Below are 18,055 nucleotides of genomic sequence, written 5' to 3'. Positions count from 1 at the left end.
ATGGAACAACCTGTCGGCCAGCCAGCCTACGTGCTGCACAGCCGCGCCTACAAGGAAACCAGCGCGCTGGTGGACTTCTTCACCCCGCAGGGCCGCATGCGTGCCGTGCTGCGCCGTGCGCGTGGCAAGGGTGGCAGCCTGGTGCGGCCGTTCGTGCCGCTGGAACTGGAGCTGCGCGGGCGTGGCGAGCTGAAGAATGTCGGGCGCATGGACAGCGCTGGCATCGCCGCCTGGCTGCATGGCGATGCCCTGTTCAGCGGGTTGTACCTCAACGAACTGCTCATGCGCCTGCTGCCCGCCGAAGCGCCTTTCCCGGCGCTGTTCGAGCACTACACCCTGACCTTGCAGGCCTTGGCCGCCGGTCGCCCGCTGGAGCCGCTGCTGCGCTCCTTCGAATGGCGGCTGCTGGACGAGCTCGGTTACGCGTTTTCGTTGCACCACGACGTCAATGACCAGCCGATCGCGGGTGAAGGCCTGTACCGCTTGCGTGTGGACGCCGGCCTGGAGCGGGTCGAGCTGGTGCAACCCGGGCTGTTCCGCGGCACCGAACTGCTGGCCCTGGCCGAAGCCGACTGGGATGCCCCTGGTGCCTTGCTCGCCGCCAAGCGCCTGATGCGCCAGGCACTGGCGGTTCATCTGGGGGCAAAACCGCTGGTCAGCCGGGAACTGTTTCGCAAGCGCTGATCACGACGTATGCTGTGGGGCTCAATCTTCAGGAGAGCCTTTCGTGACTCACAGCAACCGCATGCTTCTCGGCGTAAACATCGACCACGTGGCGACCCTGCGCCAGGCCAGGGGCACGCGTTACCCCGATCCGGTCAAGGCTGCCCTGGATGCCGAGGAAGCGGGCGCCGATGGCATCACCGTGCATCTGCGTGAAGACCGCCGGCACATCCAGGAGCGAGATGTGGTGCTGCTGAAGGACGTGCTGCAGACGCGCATGAACTTCGAGATGGGCGTCACCGAAGAGATGATGGCCTTTGCCGAGAAGATCCGCCCGGCGCACATCTGCCTGGTACCCGAAACCCGTCAGGAACTGACCACCGAAGGCGGCCTTGACGTGGCGGGCCAGGAAGCACGGATCAAGGCTGCGGTTGAGCGCCTGTCGCGTACTGGTGCCGAAGTGTCGCTGTTCATCGATGCCGACGAGCGGCAGATCGAGGCGTCGCGTCGCGTTGGTGCGCCTGCCATCGAACTGCACACCGGGCGTTACGCCGATGCCGAAACCCCGACCGAAGTGGCCGAGGAGCTCAAGCGTATCGTCGATGGCGTGGCGTTTGGCGTGGGGCAGGGGTTGATCGTCAATGCTGGCCACGGGCTGCACTACCACAACGTGGAGGCGGTGGCGGCGATCAAGGGCATCAATGAGCTGAACATCGGTCATGCGCTGGTGGCGCATGCGCTGTTCGTCGGCTTCAAGGCCGCTGTGGCCGAGATGAAGGCGCTGATCGTGGCGGCTTCGCGCTAATCGTTGGTCGCCTGTACCGGCCTCTTCGCGGGTCAACCCGCTCCCACAGGTACCCCACAGGCCTTGAGGCTTGTGCAATCCCTGTGGGAGCGGGTTTACCCGCGAAGAGGCCGGCACAAGCGATGTATTACTCGGCAGGAAACACAAGGGTAAACCGGGTAGGCCCCAAGGGCCTGCTGCTGACCTCGACCCGCCCGCCATGCAACTGCATGATCGATTTCACGATCGCCAGCCCCAACCCGGTCCCTCCCTCCAGCCGCGAGCGCCCCGAGCCTACCCGGTAAAATCGCTCGAACAAGCGCGACTGGTGCTCTTCAGCAATACCAGGCCCCTGGTTTTCCACCGAAAGCCGAACTTCGCTGCCCACGCGCTCGATGCGCAGTTCTACAGGCTTGCCATCCGGGCAGTGCCGAATGGCATTGCTCAACAGGTTCGACAGTGCCCGCTGAAACATCAGCCGATCACCCTGCGCCGTCCCCCAGCCTTGCACACGCAACTCAACCCCTTTCAGCTCGGCACTGAAGGCAAACAGCTCGACAACCCGCGCCGTCTCGTCGGCCAATGCCATGGGCTTGAGCGCGACCTGGGCCTGGGGTTGGCTGACCTGGGCGAGAAACAGCATGTCATTGATGATGCGGTTGAGCCGGGTCAGTTCTTCGATGCTGTCTTCCAGCACTTCGCGGTAATTCGCGTTGTCCCGTTCGCGGGCCAGCGTCACCTGCGCCTTGCCCATCAGGTTGCTCAACGGTGTGCGCAGTTCATGGGCCAGATCATCGGAAAACTGCGACAGCTGGCTGACGCCCTGATCGAGGCGGTCGAGCATCACGTTGATGCTGCTGGCCAACTCTGCCAGTTCCAGCGGCAGGCCGGTAGCGGGAAGGCGATGTTGCAGGTCCTGGGCCGACACCCGCCCGGCGATGCGCCGGAAGTGCCGCAGTGGCCTCAGGCCGCGCTGCATCAGCCACCAGGCACCGGCCCCGATCAGCAACAGCAGCAACGGCAGCGCGAGCAAGGTGGAGTGCAGATAGGCCTGCAGCAGGGCGTTGTCGTCGGCGCGGTTGAGCGACATCATCACCTTGACCGGGGTGTCGTCGCGCAGGCGCATCAGCTGGGTCACGGTGAGTATCTGGTTGCCATTGCTGTCGCGCCACGCATGAAAGGCCAGACGGGCATCGGTGCGCAGATCGCCTACCTGTGATTCCAGCGCTGGCCCCAGGCTGAGCAGGTGCGGATGGCGGCCTTCGAGGGCCAGCACGCTGAGGCTGAGGTTGTCATGCCCCATCACCAGGTCGAGCAAGGGATGGGCGCGGCTGCCCAGGTCTTCGCTACGCAGGTCGACGCGCAGGTTGTGCTCGACCTGCAGCATCTTGCGCGCCAGGTCCTTGCGTGCGCGGCTGTCCAGTTCGTGATCGAGGGCGAACACGGCCAGGCAGGCCAGCAGCAGCACCAGTGCGGCGCCCATCAGCGTCACGCTCAGGCCCAGGCGCAGTGACAGGCTGGCGTTTTTCAAAAGCGTGCCTCGAGCACGTAGCCGACGCCACGCAGGGTATGGATCAGCTTGTTGTCGAACGGGTCGTCGATCTTGGCCCGCAGGCGACGGATCGAAACCTCGACCACATTGGTGTCGCAGTCGAAGTTCATGTCCCACACCAGCGAGATGATCTGGGTGCGCGACAGCACCTCGCCGGTCTGACGCATCAGCAGGTGCAGCAGGGCGAATTCCTTGGCGGTCAGGTCGATACGCTGCCCGGCGCGGTAGGCGCGGTGGCGGCCGGGGTCCAGCTCCAGATCGGCGACGCGCAGGGTGCTGGGCTGCAATTGCTGGTCGTTGCGGCGCAGCAGGCTGCGGATGCGGGCCAGCAGCTCCGGGAACTCGAAGGGCTTGAGCAGGTAATCGTCGGCACCCAGGTCCAGGCCCTTGACCCGGTCGGCCAGGCGGCCATGGGCGGTCAGCATCATGATGCGCGTGGCCGATTCGGCGCGCAGCCGCTGCAGCACGGTCCAGCCATCGAGCTCGGGCAGGTTGACGTCGAGGATGACCAGGTCGTAGGGCTGCTGCCGGGCCAGGTGCAGGCCATCGGTGCCGGTGTGGGCGCAGTCGACCACGTAGCCGTTCTCGCGCAGGCCCTGCTGCAGGTAGTCGGCGGTGCGCAGTTCGTCCTCGATGATCAGTAGACGCATGGGTGGGCTCGGTGTGATGAAAGGGGGCGATTCTCGACCCTGTAGTGGCATCAGGGTCAAGGCGCAGGATGTTACGGCATGCGAAAAGGCGCGCGGCGCAGATAACGGATTTGTAATCCTGCTGTTATCTGGCTGTCTGTTGTGGCCCTTTCGCGGGTAACCCGCTCCCACAGGATTTTCACAGACGCTGAAATCCCTGCAGTTCCTGTGGGAGCGGGTTTACCCGCGAAGGGGCCAGCACAGACAACACAGGGCCACATTGCAAGACTGTAATCCCCGCCTCACCTTGCCGTTAGCTAGCCCTCGCTAGGATGGCCGCATCTGATCGGTTATCACGAGGCAACCACGATGAACCTGACCAAATTCCTGCTGTTGGCCACCCTTGCCCTGGGCAGCGCCAGTGTTCACGCCGAGGGCGGTGCGGAACGTTCGAAACAATTCTGGCAAGCGTTCCGCGAAGACCAGCAGCGCCTGTACGACGACAAGCAACAGGCCGTCGCAGAGCGTGAGCGCAAGGCACAGGAGAAGGCCCGCGAGTTGGCCAAGGATTGAGGTAACACCACCTGCGCCGCGACAGCTCCTCGGCGCAGGTATATTCAGGCGCCCAACCGGGCGCCTTTTTCATTTGCGTGCCAGCAGGGTGGCGCGGCGTGGAGCTGGCAGGCCTTCGATGGTCTTGCTGTGGTCGTTCGGGTCAAGGAAGTCGCCCAACGACTGGTAGCGCATCCACTCGGTGCTGCGCTGTTCCTCGACGCTGGTCACGCTCACGTCGACGCATCGCACATCGCTGAAACCGGCGCGGCGCAACCAGCGCTCCAAGGCCGGTACCGACGGCAGGTACCAGACGTTGCGCATCTGTGCATAGCGGTCCTCAGGTACCAGCACCTGGTTTTCGTCACCCTCGATCACCAGGGTTTCCAGCACCAGTTCCCCGCCTTTTACCAGGCAGTCCTTCAGCGCCAGCAAGTGCTCGATGGGCGAGCGGCGGTGATAGAACACCCCCATGGAAAATACCGTGTCGAAACCTTCAAGGTTGGCCGGCAGGTCTTCCAGGGCGAACGGCAGGTGCCAGGCGGGCAGCTCTGGCAGGTATTGCTGGACGGCCTGGAACTGGCAGAAGAACAGCCAGTTGGGATCGACGCCAATCACCATGTCGGCACCGGCACCGAGCATGCGCCACTGGTAGTAGCCGTTGCCGCAGCCCACGTCGAGCACGCGCTTGCCCTTGAGGTCCAGGTGCGGGACAACCCGCGACCATTTCCAGTCCGAACGCCATTCGGTGTCCACATGCACGCCGAACAGGTCGAAGGGGCCTTTGCGCCAAGGCGACAGGCCCATCAGTGCCTGATGCATCTGCGCGCGGGTCGCGTCGTCGCAATCGCAGTCCAGGCGCAGCCCGTTGACCAGGTCGACTTCGCTCGGCTGTAGGGCGGGCAGGGCTTCCAGCGCACCGCGCCAGCGGTCGAGGTCACCGTGGCCCTTCTCCACTTTGGCTTCCAGTTGCGCTTGCAGGCCTTGCGACCAGGAAGCCAGGGGCGTGCCCGCCAGGCGGCGGACGAGGGGGGACAGATCGATCATGGCAGGGCAATCAACGAGGCGAAGTTAAGGCATTGGAACCAGGGCACCACCTTCGAGAAACCGGCTGCGCGCAGGCGCGCCTGGTGGGCTTCGAGGGTGTCGGGCTTCATCACGTTCTCGATGGCGCTGCGCTTCTGGGCAATTTCCAGTTCGCTGTAGCCATTGGCACGTTTGAAGTCCAGGTGCAGTTCATTGAGCAGGTCTTGCTGTTCCGCATCGGCGAAGCGCAGTTTTTCCGAGAGGATCAGCGCACCACCGGGCAAAAGCGCCTGGCGGATGCGGCCAAGCAGTTCCAGACGCTGGTCGGGGGCGACGAATTGCAGGGTGAAGTTCATCGCCACCACCGAGGCGGGCTCGAATGGCAGGGCCAGGATGTCGGCTTCCAGCACCTGCACTGGCAGCAGTTCCTGGAACATCGAGTCCTGGGCAGTGAGGTACTGGCGGCAACGCTCGACCATCGCCGTGGAGTTGTCCACGGCAATCACCCGGCAGCCATCACTGCGCACATGGCGGCGCAGCGACTGGGTAACGGCACCCAACGAGGCACCGAGGTCGTACAGCGCGGTGTGCGGCTGGGCGAAGCGCGCGGCCAGCACGCCGAGGTTCTCGACGATGGTCGGGTAGCCTGGCACCGAGCGCTTGATCATGTCCGGAAACACGCGCACCACATCCTCGTTGAAGGCGAAGTCGGGCACTTGCTCCAGGGGCTGGGCGAAAAGGCGGTCGGGTTGTTTGCTCACGAGAGGGCTCGATACAGGGTGAAACGGAGACGCATTTTAGCCAAAGGCCGCGATTCTTGCCATGGCAGCGCTTCAGGGGCAGGGCGCCGAGGGGCCTCTGCCCCTAACAAGTGGCCGTTCAGGTTGCCCGGGACGGAGCTGCGGCCTTTAGCGGACGATGATCTTGCAGTCGAAGGTTTGTACGGGCGCAATATCTGCGGCCCACGGCTGCTGGTACACAAGCACCAACTGGCCATCGCCGGTACCACTGGCCTGGTAGCGCCAGGTGGAGACACCGGCATTGCCGACCAGGTCTTCCTCCTCGGGAGCGCTGTACACCTCCGGGCCAAGGCTGCGCAGTACATTGGCGGCGGGGTTTTCGACGCGCCAGCGATAGCCGGTGGATGGGTTGCTGGGCAGGGTCAGTGTCAGCACCTGGCCAACCTGCAGGCGTGTCGGGCATTCGCTTTCTGCGTCCAGTTCGACGGGTTGCGTAGGCTGTTGAGCGCAGGCGGAAATCAGGGCGAAGCTCAGGGGAACGAGCAGACGAGGGGCGGTCATGTTGGCTCCGGAGGCTGGCGATGGCCTGAGGATAACCGATGATCGAGGAGATTTGTGTTGCCTGTGCCGGCCCTTTCGCGGGTAAACCCGCTCCCACAGTGATCTCACTGGGCTCAAGCCCTGCGCTATCCCTGTGGGAGCGGGTTTACCCGCGAAGAGGCCAGTGCTGGCTAGAACAGCACTTTGGCTACATCGGCAAAGCGCTTGGCGAAATGCACGGTCAGGCCTTCGCGCAGGTAGTCCGGCAGTTCCTCATAGTCCCCACGGTTAGGCTCCGGCAAGATCAGCTCGAAGATCTTCTGCCGCCGTGCTGCAATCACCTTCTCGCGCACACCGCCAATCGGCAGTACCTGCCCGGTCAGGGTCAGCTCGCCAGTCATGGCCACCCCTTTCTTCGGCGCCTGGTCACGGGCCAGCGACAGCAGGGCGCTGGCCATGGTGATACCAGCACTCGGGCCGTCCTTGGGCGTGGCGCCTTCGGGCACGTGCAGGTGAATGAACGCTTCGTTGAAGAAACCAGGGTCACCACCAAACTGCTTGAGGTTGGAGCTGACGTAGCTATAGGCGATTTCGGCCGACTCTTTCATCACCTCACCCAGCTTGCCGGTCAGCTTGAAGCCGCGGTTGAGGCTGTGGATGCGGGTGGCTTCGATCGGCAGCGTGGCGCCGCCCATGCTGGTCCAGGCCAGGCCGGTGATCACGCCTTTGCCGGCCAGCACCTGCTCGCTGCGGAACACGGGCATGCCGAGCGCAGCTTCCAGGTCCTTGGTGCCGATCTTCAGCTTGGCTTCGGGGTTGTCCAGCAACTTGACCACTGCCTTGCGCACCAGCTTGCCCAGTTGTTTCTCCAATTGGCGTACCCCGGCTTCGCGGGCATAGCCTTCGATCACCGCGCGCAGGGCGCTGTCGCTGATGCCGAGGCTGGTCTTGGCCACGCCAGCCTTTTCCAGCTGCTTGGGCCACAGGTGGCGCTTGGCGATGGCCAGTTTCTCTTCGGTGATATAGCCGGACAGGCGGATCACTTCCATGCGGTCGAGCAACGGCCCGGGGATCGAGTCCAGGGTGTTGGCGGTGCACACGAACAGCACCTTGGACAGGTCCAGGCGCAGGTCGAGGTAGTGGTCGAGGAAGTCGACGTTCTGCTCCGGGTCCAGGGTTTCCAGCAGCGCTGAAGCCGGGTCGCCCTGATAGCTCTGGCCCATCTTGTCGATCTCGTCGAGCATGATCACCGGGTTCATCACTTCGACGTCCTTCAGGGCCTGCACCAGCTTGCCGGGCTGGGCGCCGATGTAGGTGCGGCGATGGCCCTTGATCTCGGCCTCGTCACGCATGCCGCCGACACTGAAGCGGTAGAACGGCCGGCCGAGCGATTCGGCGATGGATTTGCCGATGCTGGTCTTGCCTACCCCGGGCGGGCCCACCAGCAGCACGATCGAGCCGCTGATCTCGCCTTTCCAGGCGCCCACGGCAAGGAACTCGAGAATGCGCTCCTTGATGTCATCGAGGCCGGCGTGGTGCTGGTCGAGGACCTTGCGCGCGTGGTTGAGGTCGAGCTTGTCCTTGCCGTACACACCCCAGGGCAGGGCGGTTGCCCAGTCCAGGTAGTTGCGGGTGACGGCGTATTCGGGCGAGCCGGTTTCGAGGATGGCCAGCTTGCCCATCTCTTCGTCGATGCGCTTGCGTGCCTGGTCCGGCAGGGTCTTGCCTTCGAGGCGCTGCTCGAACTGCTCCAGGTCGGCGCTACGATCGTCCTTTGTCAGGCCCAGTTCCTGCTGTATGACCTTGAGCTGTTCCTTGAGGAAGAACTCGCGCTGGTGCTCGCCGATCTGCCGGTTGACTTCGGCCGAGATCTCGTTCTGCAGGCGCGCCACCTCGACTTCCTTGCGCAGCATCGGCAGGACCTTTTCCATGCGCTTGAGCATGGGGACGCAGTCGAGCACTTCCTGCAACTGGTTGCCGGTGGCCGAGGTGAGGGCGGCGGCGAAGTCGGTGAGCGGCGAGGGGTCGTTGGGGCTGAAGCGGTTGAGGTAGTTTTTCAGCTCTTCGCTGTACAGCGGGTTGAGTGGCAGCAGTTCCTTGATCGCGTTGATCAGCGCCATGCCATAGGCCTTGACCTCGTCGGTCGGCTCGGCGGGCTGGCGCGGGTATTCGACCTCTACAAGGTACGGCGGGCGGTGGTGCTTGAGCCAGGTACGGATGCGTACCCGGGTGAGGCCCTGGGCGACGAACTGCAGCTTGCCGTTTTCGCGGCTGGCGTGGTGCACCTTTACCAGCGTGCCGTACTGCGGCAGCGCCGAGGTATCGAAGTGGCGGTGGTCTTCTGGCGGGGTATCCATGAAGAACAGGGCCAGGCTGTGGTCTGGCGACTTGGCTACCAAGTCCAGGGTTTCTGCCCAAGGGTCTTCATTGACGATGACCGGCAGCACCTGGGCCGGGAAGAACGGACGGTTGTGGATCGGGATCACGTAGACCTTGTCCGGCAGCTGCTGGCCGGGCAGGGCGAGGGCGTGGCCGGTTTCGGCCTGGGGTGTGGTGTGTTCGACTTCGCTGTGTTCGTCGGGATGTTCCGGGAAATCCTGCTGGTCGCTCATGGGGCACCTGCGTGAATGACTATGGTGCTTAGATGGGGCGCGGGGGGATGGGTTTCAATGGTAGTTGAAGGGTGCAGAGAGGAGTGATGCCTGTACCGGCCTTTTCGCGGGTAAACCCGCTCCCACAGGTACGGCGCCGAACTTGGGGGCAGCGCCGTACCTGTGGGAGCGGGTTTACCCGCGAATGCGGCAGCAGGTTCACTGCCGCATCTCTGGATTACTCAGCCAGTTTGTAAGCGATGATGTAGTCGCCCATTCTGGTGCCCAGCGAGCCATGCCCGCCGGCAGTCACCAGCACGTACTGCTTGCCATCCTTGCCGGTGTAGGTCATCGGCGTGGCCTGGCCACCCGCGGGCAGGCGGGCTTTCCACAGTTCCTTGCCGTTGTTCACGTCATAGGCGCGCAGGTACTGGTCCAGGGTACCGCTGAGGAAGCCGACGCCACCAGCGGTGACGATCGAACCGCCCATGCTCGGCACGCCAACCGGCAGGCCGATCGGCACCGGGGTGCTGTCGCGGGTGGTGCCGTTCTTGTGCTTCCACACCACCTTGTTGGTGAACAGGTCGATGGCGGCGACATAGCCCCAGGCCGGGGCCTGGCACGGTACGCCCAGGGGCGACATGAACGGGTGCATGGTCACTGCGTACGGTGCGCCGGTGTTCGGCTGCACGCCGCTGGTCTCGCTTTCGCGCTTGCTGCCCTCGGCCACCTGCTCACGCGGGATCATCTTCGACACGAAGGCCATGTAGTTGGGCGAGGTGAACAGCAGTTGGCGCACCGGGTCGACCGACACGCTACCCCAGTTGAACACACCGACGTTGCCCGGGTAGACCAGCGAGCCTTGCTCGGACGGTGGAGTGTATTGGCCTTCGTAACGCAGTTCGCGGAACTGGATGCGGCACAGCATCTGGTCGAACGGCGTGGCGCCCCACATGGCCTGTTCGGTCAGCTCAGGGCCGAGCAGGTTGAGGTCGGAGCGGGCCTGGGTCGGCGAGGTGTGGTCACCCTTCACCGCACCTTGAGGGGTGGGGATCTCGCGGATCGGCACGATCGGCGTACCGTCGCGGCGGTCGAGCACGTACAGGCTGCCTTGCTTGGTCGGCACGATGATCGCCGGCTTCACGCCATCGTCGGTCTTCAGGTGGACCAGGGTCGGCTGGCTGCCGACGTCCATGTCCCACAGGTCGTGGTGGGTGAACTGGTAGTTCCAGCGAGCCTTGCCGGTGGCCAGGTCGAGTGCGACCACGCCGGCGCTGTACTTCTCGGCGCCCGGGGTGCGGTCGGCGCCCCACTGGTCCGGGGTCTGGTTGCCCAGTGGCAGGTAGATCATGCCGAGGTCTTCATCGACGCTGGCGATCGACCACATGTTGGCCGAGTTGCGGCTGTACATCTTGCCGGGGGCCAGTGGCCGGGTGTCGTCCGGGTTGTTGCTGTCCCAGTTCCACACCAGGTGACCATCGTGCACATCGTAGGCGCGGATCACGCCGGATGGCTCGTTGGTCGACTCGTTGTCAGTGACATGGCCACCGATGATTACCAGATCGCGGGTGATCGCGGCAGGCGAGGTAGAGTAGTAGCCGCCAGCGGTGAACGGGCCGATGCCGGTGGTGAGGTCGATCACGCCCTGATTGGCGAAGCCTTCGCAGACCTTGCCGTTGTCGGCATTGATGGCGATCAGGCGGGCGTCCGCAGTCGGCAGGTAGAGGCGGCGAGGGCAGGCCTGGGCCACGGCCTGGCCGGCGTCGGTAATTTTCGGTGCCGGGCTGCCGTCGCGGCTGACGTAACGGTTTTCGTCATAATACGAAACGCCACGGCAGGTCATGTGGGCAAAGCCTTTGAAGGTGCCGACGGGGCTCTTGACCTGTGGATCAAAGCGCCAGATTTCCGCGCCGGTGTCCGGGTCCAGGGCCAGCAAGCGGCTATGCGCGGTGCAGGCATAGAGCATGCCGTTGACCTTCAGTGGGGTGTTCTGGTTGGTCAGCTCCACAGGGTCGTTTTCGGTCGGCAGGTCACCGGTGCGGATGCGCCAGGCCTCTTCCAGGCGGTAAGCGTTCTGCGGGGTGATCTGGCGCAGTGGCGAATAGCGGTCGCCGTGCTCGGTGCGGCCGTAGGCCTGCCATTCACCGTCGGGCATGGCCGGGGCGGCGCTGGCCATTTCGCTGCTGTCGCGGCCCAGTTCGCCGAACACTTCACCGGGGTGGGTGAACTGGCTGCCCAGGGCACAAGCGCCAGATGCTACCACTGCAACGCCGAGCAGCGCAGTGTTGGCCTTGCTGGCCGGGCCGATCAGCGGGCGACGCGCCCAAGGCAGCAGCAGGACCACGCCGATGGCAAACCAGATGGCCAGGCGTGGCACCAGTTGCCACCAGTCCAGGCCCACTTCGAACAGGGCCCATGCGGTGCTGCCCAGCAGTACCAGGCCGTACAGGCCCAGGGCGATGCGGCGTTGCGCCAGCAGCAGGATACCCGACAGGGCAAAGCCGATTCCGGCGATCAGGTAGTACAGCGATCCGCCCAGCTGGCTCAGCTTGATGCCGCCAGCCAGCAGGGCCAGGCCCATCAGCAACAGCAGCGCGCCGATCAGGCGCGGTAGCCAGCGGCTTCCATTGTTGGCACCTTCAGTGCTCATCGTAGGTTCTCCGTCAGGTCAAGAAAGGGGTTAGAAACTGCTCTGGATCTTCAGGCCGCCGATCAGGGCGCCATCGACTTGCGACACCCCGCCCGGGTGGCGGATGTACTGCAGGTTGGGGCGTACCGTGAGCCAGTCGGCCAAGTGGATGCCGTAATACAGCTCGGCGCTGTACTCGGTGTCCTGTACCGGCAGGAAACCGGGGTTGTCATAGTCGTCGATGCCGGCGGCCTGGTTGACCAGACGCGCGTTCTTGCGATAGGCAGGGTTGACGTGCACGCGGGCGAGGGCGAAACCGATGTCGTCCTTGGCGCGAGCGTCGAATGGCCCTTTGTATACCAGTCCTGCCTGAACATAGTTGTCGATGGCATTGGTCTTCTTGTCGTGCACCGTGGCGTTGGCGAACAGGCTCAGGCCACGCGACTGGTCGGACGCCAGCGAAGTCACCTGCTGCTGGGCGCCGAGCCACAAGCCGTGCTTGCTCGAACTGCTGCGGTAGGCGGCGCCGCTGAGGGCTGCCGGCTGGCCATTGCTGTCCTTGAGAACATCCTGTGCCTTGGCATTACTGTAGTAGTAGCCGGCGCGATATTCCCCTTTCAGGCCATTGACCTGTGGGCTCCATACCAGTTCGATCGGCATTACCGCGCCTTGGGTGCCGCTGCCGCTGAGCTTGAAGCCGTTGCCCGACTCCAGGTTGGAGGGGTTCTGCTCGTACACGCCGACCTGGGCGTAGAGCGCATCGCTGAGGTTGTAGCGGACGCGCAGGGCCCACTGGCTGACCGGCCAGTTGTACCAGATGCCACCTACCCAGTTGCCTACCTGCGAGCCGCAGAAGGCCAGGTTCTGGAAGTCGCAGGGGAAGCTGTTGAAGTCTTCGCCTTCGCCGAAACGGCCGAATTTCACATCCAGTGCGCCATCGAAGTACTTCTGCTTGATCCACATCTGCGTCAGCCGCCAGGTTTCGCCACGGCCCCAGACCTCCTGGGCCGAGGTGAAGCCGCCGACACGCGGGTCGTTGATACGGTCGTTGCTGATGTTGTCGCCGTGGCGCTCGGTAATGGTCAGCTGGAATTCGGTGTCGTTCCAGCCGAGGATCTTTTCCAGGTCCAGGTGGCTACCGAAGGTGAACTGGTCGCTGTAGCGCGCGGTGCGGTCGTGGTCGTAGCCACCGTGCAGGTTGCTGCCCATCTCGCCGGTGTAGCCGAGGGTGAAGTCGTAGCCTTTTTCCAGCAGTTCGCTGCGGGTGCCACCCCAGTCGCCGAGCATCCATGGCGAATCGCTGGCGAACATCTCGCTGGCGCTGCTGGGAGCCGCCAGGGCGCTGAGGGCAAGGCCGATGTAACAGGTTTTGGGCAGTTGGAGCATGAGATAGCGCTATCTTTTGATTATTGAATAAACGGCAGCCGCATCGAAGGGCGGGCCCCTCAATGAATATGGCGACAAGATGGTTTCGATGAACCGATTCAGCTTGCGGCGGGGAGGATATAGGGGAAGTTGTAAGAAAAAAAGACAAATTGTCGCAGTGGATTGTTGCTGATATGGCAACAGTCCAGAGCTTGCGAGCTCTTTGTGGGAGCGGGCGCGCCCGCGAACACCGGCGGAGCCGGTGCCATCCACCGCGTCGGTTTCTTCGCGGGCATGCCCGCTCCCACAGATACTGATTTGCAATCAGAAGGTGGTACGCAGACCCACTTCCACACTACGCCCCGGCGCCGGGGCGATGTCGCGCAGGATCGAGCTGGCATAGCGCACGGTCTGGTCAGTCAGGTTCTCGCCGCGCACAAACGCCAGCCACTGGCTCTGGCCAACTTCGAAGCGGTAACCAACGCTGGCCCCTAGCGTGGTATAGCCATCAGTGCTGGTTTCGTTGGCCGGTTTGCGATGCTGAGACGCAGCGTGTTGCACGTCGACCCGCGCCTGCCAGCGGTCCAGCTCCCAGACCAGGCCGCTGTTCAGGCGCAGCGGGGCGATGCGGGGCAGCGGTTCGCCACTGTCCAGGTTCTTGGCCCGGGTGTAGTCACCAGACACTTCCAACGCGAAGCTGCCGTAACGGTTCTCGGCCAGCTGCCAGCGGTCCTGGGCCTCGATGCCATAGAAGCGCGCCCGCACGCCCTGGTACTGGTATTCCGGGAAACCGTCATGGTCGTGATCGTGGTCATGGTCATCCTCGCCATGGTCGTGGTCATGCCCCTCGCGGGTGTTGCCGGTGCCGATCAGGCCGATGTAGTTGCGGAAGTGGCTGTAGAACACCCCGACACTGCCCTTGTGGGTGCCGTTGTCGAAACGCAGGGCCAGGTCGGCGGAAATGGCTTTTTCCTTGTTCAGGCTGGCATCGCCGACTTCAAAGGCTCCGGTGGCCACGTGGGCACCATTGGCATACAGCTCGTAGAAGGTCGGGGCGCGCTCGGTGTAGCCGAGGTTGGCGGCCAGCGACCAGATCGGGTCGAGCTGGTACACCGCCCCGGAAGACAGGCTGAAGGCGTTGAAACTGCTGGCGCTGTCGGCGTCGGCGAAGTTCTCGTTGCCTTTGGCATCCGGGTCGACCCGGGTGTGCTCCATGCGTGCGCCCAGGCTCAGGTTCAGGCGCTCGGTGGCTTGCCACTGCTCCAGCATGAACAGCGCCAGGCTGTCGGTGTCGGTGTGCGGGACGAAGGCTTCCTCGCCCAAGGCGGAGAATTCGTTACGGCTGACCTGGGCGCCGATCACGCCTTCTACCGGCCCGAGCGGTTGGTGGCGGGCTTCGATACGTGCTTCATAGCCCTTGTTCCTGAAGGTGGTGTGGACCTCGCCTTCTTCGATTTCACGATGCTCGTAGTCGGTGTAGCCGGCATCGACCTTGATCGAAGTGAGCGGGCTGTCCAGGTCGCGCAGCTCGGAGGCGAAGGCGTAATGGTCCTGCTTCATGTCCAGGCGCACACCTGGCTCGGCCACCGAGCCATAGTTACTTTCGTAGCGGCTGTACGACAGGCCGGCGTAACCGTGGTCCCAATGGTAGGCGCCACCCAGGGCGCCACCGTCCTGGCGGCCGTCGCTGTTTTCCAGGCGGTGCTTGCTGCCGGGTTCGTCGGCATCGCGCACCTTGGAACTGCGCGCGTAACCGGGGATGCGCAGGTCGTTGAACTGGCGGCTGTTGGCATCCAGGTGCAGGGCGAAGGCACCGTTGCCGGCCTCCAGCTTGCCAGCGCTGCTGCGGGTGGTATCGGCGCCGCCGTAGCGCAGTTCACCGGCACCGTGGATGCCCTCGATGGGGGTATCCGGGATGCGGTTGTCGAAGGTATTGACCACGCCGCCGATGGCGTTGCCGCCGTAGAGCAGGGCGGCCGGGCCACGGACGATCTCGACACGGTCGACGGTCACCGGGTCCAGCGGCACGGCGTGGTCGTAGGACAGTGATGAAGCGTCGAGGGCGCCGACGCCATTGCGCAGGATGCGAATGCGGTCGCCATCCAGGCCACGAATTACCGGGCGACTGGCGCCAGGGCCGAACCAGGTGGAGGCGACTCCGGGCTGCTTGTTCAGGGTTTCACCGAGGCTGCCGTGCTGCTGTTGCAGCAGGTTGTCGCCTTCGAGCACGGTGCTGGGGGCGGCCAGCTGGCTGTTACCCAAAGGGTTGGCGGTGATGACCTGGGGTTCGAGCTCAACCGCTTGGCTGGGTGGTGCGGCAAGCCAGAGCGCGACGGCGAGGGGAGAGAGGCGAAGCGGTGTGTACAGCATGGGGATGGGGCGTTCCTTGGCAGATGCTTTTGTATTGTTACAATATAACATCTCTATTTCAGCACAGAGGTTTTGCGCCTGGCCAGCGGTTTTTCTGTTGACTCACCTGATCCCACCCACCACTACACTCGTGTAAGGTGCGCATCTTTCCTACGGAGCACTGGCATGAGCACGGCCCAACACAACGCGCTGCACGGCAAGACCCTCGAACAGATCCTCACCGAGCTGGTGGCGCACTACCAATGGCAGGGCCTGGCCGAGCGCATCGATGTGCGCTGCTTCAAAAGCAACCCGACCATCAAGTCGAGCCTGACCTTCCTGCGCAAGACGCCGTGGGCACGGGAAAAGGTCGAGCAGCTGTACGTGAAGCTGCAGCGCCAGGCCTGACATGCCGCGTCGCCCCTGGCTGACCGGCATGGCCGTGCTGGGCTGGTTCGGCCTGACCGTGCAGGTGTATCTGGTGCTGCTGGCGCGCTGGCAGGAGCAGGCCAGCCTGGTGGGTGGCCTGATCAATGTGTTCGGGTATTTCACCGTGTTGACCAACACCCTGGTGGCAACGGTGCTCAGTTATGCGGCGTTTGGCCGGGAAGGCCGTGCCAAACGCTTTTTCCTGTCGCCTTCGGTGAGTTCCGCAGTGGCTGCCAGCATCGTGCTGGTGGCATTGGCCTACAGCGTGCTTTTGCGTCACTTGTGGCAACCGCAGGGCTGGCAATGGCTGGCGGACGAGTTGCTGCACGATGTGATGCCCGTGCTATATGCCTTGTACTGGTGGTGCGAGGTGCCCAAAGGTAGGTTGCGGCTATGGCATCTGCTGGTCTGGGCGGTTTACCCGGCGACGTATTTTGCCTACGCGCTTTGGCGTGGGAGCGAGATTGGCGTGTATGCCTACCCGTTCATCGACGTGGCGAGCCTGGGGTATGGGCAGGTAATGCTCAATGCCCTGGGGGTGTTGGCGGGGTTCTGGGGGATTGGGCTGGTGTTGCTGGGGCTGGATCGGTGGCGGGGGCTGCACAGATTGGCTTGACCTGCACTGGCCCTATCGCCGGCAAGCCAGCTCTCATAGAACAACACATGACTCATTGGTTCGGCGAGGTTCTGTAGGAGCAGCCTTGTGCTGCGAAGAGGCCGGTGCTGACAAAGCCTGTCTATTGGCTCTACCGGCCTCTTCGCAGCACAAGGCTGCTCCTACAAAGGACGCGTCAGACGTGCGATATTGGTTCTCTGCACGACAGCGCAGCCCTTGAGCGCTGCGGGTACCTGTGGGAGCCGGCTTGCCGGCGATAGGGCCAGTGCAGGCAATATAAACAATCATTCGTCCTCAGCAGTCCCGTCGGCACGCCAGTAGGCCACAGCCTTGAGCGCATCCTCAGGCAATCCTTTCTCCAGCAACAGTGCCTTGGCCTGGCGGGTCAGGGCCTTTTCCAGTGCTACCCAGCCGTACAACCGGCCTTGCGGCAAGGTCAGGTTCTTCACCAGCGCCAGCAAGTCTTCCAGTTGGCGACGTACCCAGATCACCTCCACCTGTGCCTTGCTCGGCAGTGGCTGGCGTTCCTGCTCGTCTTCGATCTGGATAACCGCCAGCACCTGACGGCCCGCAGGCAACTCCTCCAGGCGGCGGCCAATGGCCGGGATGGCAGTTTCGTCACCGATCAGCAGGTAGCTGTCGAAGATGTCCGGCACCACCATCGAAGCCCGCGGCCCGGCGATGTCCAGGGTTTGCCCGGGTGCCGCCTGGGCGGCCCAGGTGGATGCAGGGCCATCGCCGTGCAGCACGAAGTCGATGTCCAGTTCATTGGCCACCAGGTCGATGCGCCGTGGCGTGTATTCGCGCATGGTAGGCCGTGCGCCACCTTCTCGGCCCAGGTTGCGAGCCTCGATGGCTTGTTGTTGCTCCGGCGTTTCGGCGAACAGCAGTTTGATATGGTCGTCGCTGCCCACGCTGGTGAAACCTTGCAGCTCGGCACCCCCGAGAGTGATGCGGCGCATGCGCGGGGTCAGTTCGGTGACCCGCAGCACCTGCAGGTGGCGTTGGCGGATTTCGTGGTTGACGCGGTGAATGGTGTCACTCATGGGGTGTCTCCGGGACAGGTTCGGCCGGCCCGGAGGCGATGGCCTTGGCGGTGTGGTTGAGCAGCTCACGGACCCGCTCGATTTCTTCCGGTGTCCAGCGGCCACTGTGCATGTGCAGTGCGTGGCGCAGGTTGCCGACCGCTTCATGAATCTCTGGTGGGCGGTCGTGGCCGCGCAGGGCGCGCTTGCTGACTTCGATGCGCATGCGCACGCCGTCCAGTGCGACGGCCTGTTCGGCCAGGGCGGTGCGGCCGGCTTCGGTAATGGCATAGAGGCGTTTGCTGCCCTGCACCTGGCCGCTGATCAGCTCGGCCTCCTCGAGGAAGTTGAGGGTGGGGTAGATCACCCCGGGGCTTGGGCTGTAGCTGCCGTCGAACAGGTTTTCGATCTGGCGGATCAGGTCGTAGCCGTGGCCTGGCTGCTCGGCGAGCAGGGCCAGCATCAGCAGCTTGAGGTCGCCGGGGGCGAAGACGCGCGGGCCGCGTTCGCCACGACCTGGGCGCCGCTCGAAGGGGTCATGGGGGGTATGTTCGCGCATGGGGGC

Annotated in this window: 16 protein-coding genes; 5 read left to right on the top strand and 11 right to left on the bottom strand. The window is 64.0% G+C overall.

What is annotated here, in order from left to right:
• Positions 1-684: a DNA repair protein RecO gene (gene recO / locus E5221_RS22740; RefSeq protein WP_013973993.1), complete on the top strand. Its 684-nt coding sequence runs from the start codon at positions 1-3 to the stop codon at positions 682-684.
• Positions 685-727: 43 nt separating this feature from the next.
• Positions 728-1,468, top strand: a complete 741-nt coding sequence (gene pdxJ, locus E5221_RS22735) for a pyridoxine 5'-phosphate synthase (protein WP_015271593.1) — start codon at positions 728-730, stop codon at positions 1,466-1,468.
• 127 nt (positions 1,469-1,595) lie between these two features.
• Here the strand turns inward: pdxJ and E5221_RS22730 are convergent, their stop codons facing one another.
• Both E5221_RS22730 and E5221_RS22725 read right to left on the bottom strand, forming a co-directional pair.
• Positions 1,596-2,978 carry a heavy metal sensor histidine kinase gene (locus tag E5221_RS22730; protein ID WP_024087674.1) on the bottom strand — a complete coding sequence of 461 codons (1,383 nt, stop codon included), beginning with the start codon at positions 2,976-2,978 and terminating at the stop codon, positions 1,596-1,598.
• Positions 2,975-3,649 carry a heavy metal response regulator transcription factor gene (locus tag E5221_RS22725; RefSeq protein ID WP_003258489.1) on the bottom strand — a complete coding sequence of 225 codons (675 nt, stop codon included), beginning with the start codon at positions 3,647-3,649 and terminating at the stop codon, positions 2,975-2,977. Before E5221_RS22725 ends, E5221_RS22730 begins: the two co-directional genes overlap by 4 nt.
• Positions 3,650-3,997: 348 nt before the next feature.
• Between E5221_RS22725 and E5221_RS22720 the strand changes: the two genes are divergently transcribed.
• A complete protein-coding gene (locus tag E5221_RS22720) occupies positions 3,998-4,201 on the top strand; it encodes a hypothetical protein (protein WP_013973990.1) in 204 nt (67 codons plus the stop codon).
• 69 nt (positions 4,202-4,270) lie between these two features.
• On the opposite strand, the gene cmoB is transcribed toward E5221_RS22720, so the two are convergent.
• The 7 genes from cmoB to E5221_RS22685 form a co-directional block, all read right to left on the bottom strand.
• Positions 4,271-5,227 carry a tRNA 5-methoxyuridine(34)/uridine 5-oxyacetic acid(34) synthase CmoB gene (gene cmoB / locus E5221_RS22715; protein ID WP_247846500.1) on the bottom strand — a complete coding sequence of 319 codons (957 nt, stop codon included), beginning with the start codon at positions 5,225-5,227 and terminating at the stop codon, positions 4,271-4,273.
• Positions 5,224-5,967, bottom strand: coding sequence for a carboxy-S-adenosyl-L-methionine synthase CmoA (gene cmoA / locus E5221_RS22710; RefSeq protein WP_247846499.1), 744 nt, complete (start codon positions 5,965-5,967; stop codon positions 5,224-5,226). The genes cmoB and cmoA overlap by 4 nt, the downstream gene beginning before the upstream one ends.
• A gap of 147 nt (positions 5,968-6,114) precedes the next feature.
• Positions 6,115-6,507 carry a protease inhibitor I42 family protein gene (locus E5221_RS22705; protein ID WP_013973987.1) on the bottom strand — a complete coding sequence of 131 codons (393 nt, stop codon included), beginning with the start codon at positions 6,505-6,507 and terminating at the stop codon, positions 6,115-6,117.
• A 170-nt stretch (positions 6,508-6,677) separates the two neighbouring features.
• Complete coding sequence (gene lon, locus E5221_RS22700; protein WP_061550368.1) at positions 6,678-9,098, bottom strand: endopeptidase La; 2,421 nt, start codon at positions 9,096-9,098, stop codon at positions 6,678-6,680.
• A 217-nt stretch (positions 9,099-9,315) separates the two neighbouring features.
• Positions 9,316-11,727 carry a glucose/quinate/shikimate family membrane-bound PQQ-dependent dehydrogenase gene (locus E5221_RS22695; RefSeq protein ID WP_247846498.1) on the bottom strand — a complete coding sequence of 804 codons (2,412 nt, stop codon included), beginning with the start codon at positions 11,725-11,727 and terminating at the stop codon, positions 9,316-9,318.
• A 30-nt stretch (positions 11,728-11,757) separates the two neighbouring features.
• On the bottom strand, positions 11,758-13,092 hold the full coding sequence (locus E5221_RS22690; RefSeq protein ID WP_013973984.1) for a carbohydrate porin: 1,335 nt from the start codon (positions 13,090-13,092) through the stop codon (positions 11,758-11,760).
• Between the two features lie 303 nt (positions 13,093-13,395).
• On the bottom strand, positions 13,396-15,441 hold the full coding sequence (locus tag E5221_RS22685) for a TonB-dependent receptor (RefSeq protein ID WP_247846497.1): 2,046 nt from the start codon (positions 15,439-15,441) through the stop codon (positions 13,396-13,398).
• A gap of 165 nt (positions 15,442-15,606) precedes the next feature.
• On the opposite strand from E5221_RS22685, the gene E5221_RS22680 reads away from it, so the two are divergent.
• Both E5221_RS22680 and E5221_RS22675 read left to right on the top strand, forming a co-directional pair.
• Positions 15,607-15,828, top strand: a complete 222-nt coding sequence (locus E5221_RS22680; protein ID WP_003252112.1) for a VF530 family protein — start codon at positions 15,607-15,609, stop codon at positions 15,826-15,828.
• Between the two features lies 1 nt (position 15,829).
• Positions 15,830-16,465 carry a Pr6Pr family membrane protein gene (locus E5221_RS22675; RefSeq protein ID WP_182329039.1) on the top strand — a complete coding sequence of 212 codons (636 nt, stop codon included), beginning with the start codon at positions 15,830-15,832 and terminating at the stop codon, positions 16,463-16,465.
• A 284-nt stretch (positions 16,466-16,749) separates the two neighbouring features.
• Here E5221_RS22675 and E5221_RS22670 read toward each other — a convergent pair whose 3' ends face one another.
• Positions 16,750-17,511, bottom strand: coding sequence for a siderophore-interacting protein (locus E5221_RS22670; RefSeq protein ID WP_182329040.1), 762 nt, complete (start codon positions 17,509-17,511; stop codon positions 16,750-16,752).
• A complete protein-coding gene (locus tag E5221_RS22665) occupies positions 17,504-18,049 on the bottom strand; it encodes a PadR family transcriptional regulator (protein ID WP_247846496.1) in 546 nt (181 codons plus the stop codon). Before E5221_RS22665 ends, E5221_RS22670 begins: the two co-directional genes overlap by 8 nt.
• Between the last annotated feature and the right edge of the window lie 6 nt (positions 18,050-18,055).

Source organism: Pseudomonas sp. A2 (assembly GCF_023100865.1).
Taxonomy (GTDB): Bacteria; Pseudomonadota; Gammaproteobacteria; order Pseudomonadales; family Pseudomonadaceae; genus Aquipseudomonas; species Aquipseudomonas asiatica.
Note: the sequence above shows the minus strand (reverse complement) of the source record. Positions and strands in the feature narration are given on the sequence as shown.

What these genes read in the sequence shown, in the direction of transcription:
- recO (WP_013973993.1), top strand. Translation starts at nt 1, where the DNA reads ATGGAACAACCTGTCGGCCAGCCAGCCTACGTGCTGCACAGCCGCGCC.
- E5221_RS22725 (WP_003258489.1), bottom strand. Translation starts at nt 3,649, where the DNA reads ATGCGTCTACTGATCATCGAGGACGAACTGCGCACCGCCGACTACCTG.
- E5221_RS22720 (WP_013973990.1), top strand. Translation starts at nt 3,998, where the DNA reads ATGAACCTGACCAAATTCCTGCTGTTGGCCACCCTTGCCCTGGGCAGC.
- cmoB (WP_247846500.1), bottom strand. Translation starts at nt 5,227, where the DNA reads ATGATCGATCTGTCCCCCCTCGTCCGCCGCCTGGCGGGCACGCCCCTG.
- E5221_RS22705 (WP_013973987.1), bottom strand. Translation starts at nt 6,507, where the DNA reads ATGACCGCCCCTCGTCTGCTCGTTCCCCTGAGCTTCGCCCTGATTTCC.
- lon (WP_061550368.1), bottom strand. Translation starts at nt 9,098, where the DNA reads ATGAGCGACCAGCAGGATTTCCCGGAACATCCCGACGAACACAGCGAA.
- E5221_RS22695 (WP_247846498.1), bottom strand. Translation starts at nt 11,727, where the DNA reads ATGAGCACTGAAGGTGCCAACAATGGAAGCCGCTGGCTACCGCGCCTG.
- E5221_RS22690 (WP_013973984.1), bottom strand. Translation starts at nt 13,092, where the DNA reads ATGCTCCAACTGCCCAAAACCTGTTACATCGGCCTTGCCCTCAGCGCC.
- E5221_RS22685 (WP_247846497.1), bottom strand. Translation starts at nt 15,441, where the DNA reads ATGCTGTACACACCGCTTCGCCTCTCTCCCCTCGCCGTCGCGCTCTGG.
- E5221_RS22680 (WP_003252112.1), top strand. Translation starts at nt 15,607, where the DNA reads ATGAGCACGGCCCAACACAACGCGCTGCACGGCAAGACCCTCGAACAG.
- E5221_RS22675 (WP_182329039.1), top strand. Translation starts at nt 15,830, where the DNA reads ATGCCGCGTCGCCCCTGGCTGACCGGCATGGCCGTGCTGGGCTGGTTC.
- E5221_RS22670 (WP_182329040.1), bottom strand. Translation starts at nt 17,511, where the DNA reads ATGAGTGACACCATTCACCGCGTCAACCACGAAATCCGCCAACGCCAC.
- E5221_RS22665 (WP_247846496.1), bottom strand. Translation starts at nt 18,049, where the DNA reads ATGCGCGAACATACCCCCCATGACCCCTTCGAGCGGCGCCCAGGTCGT.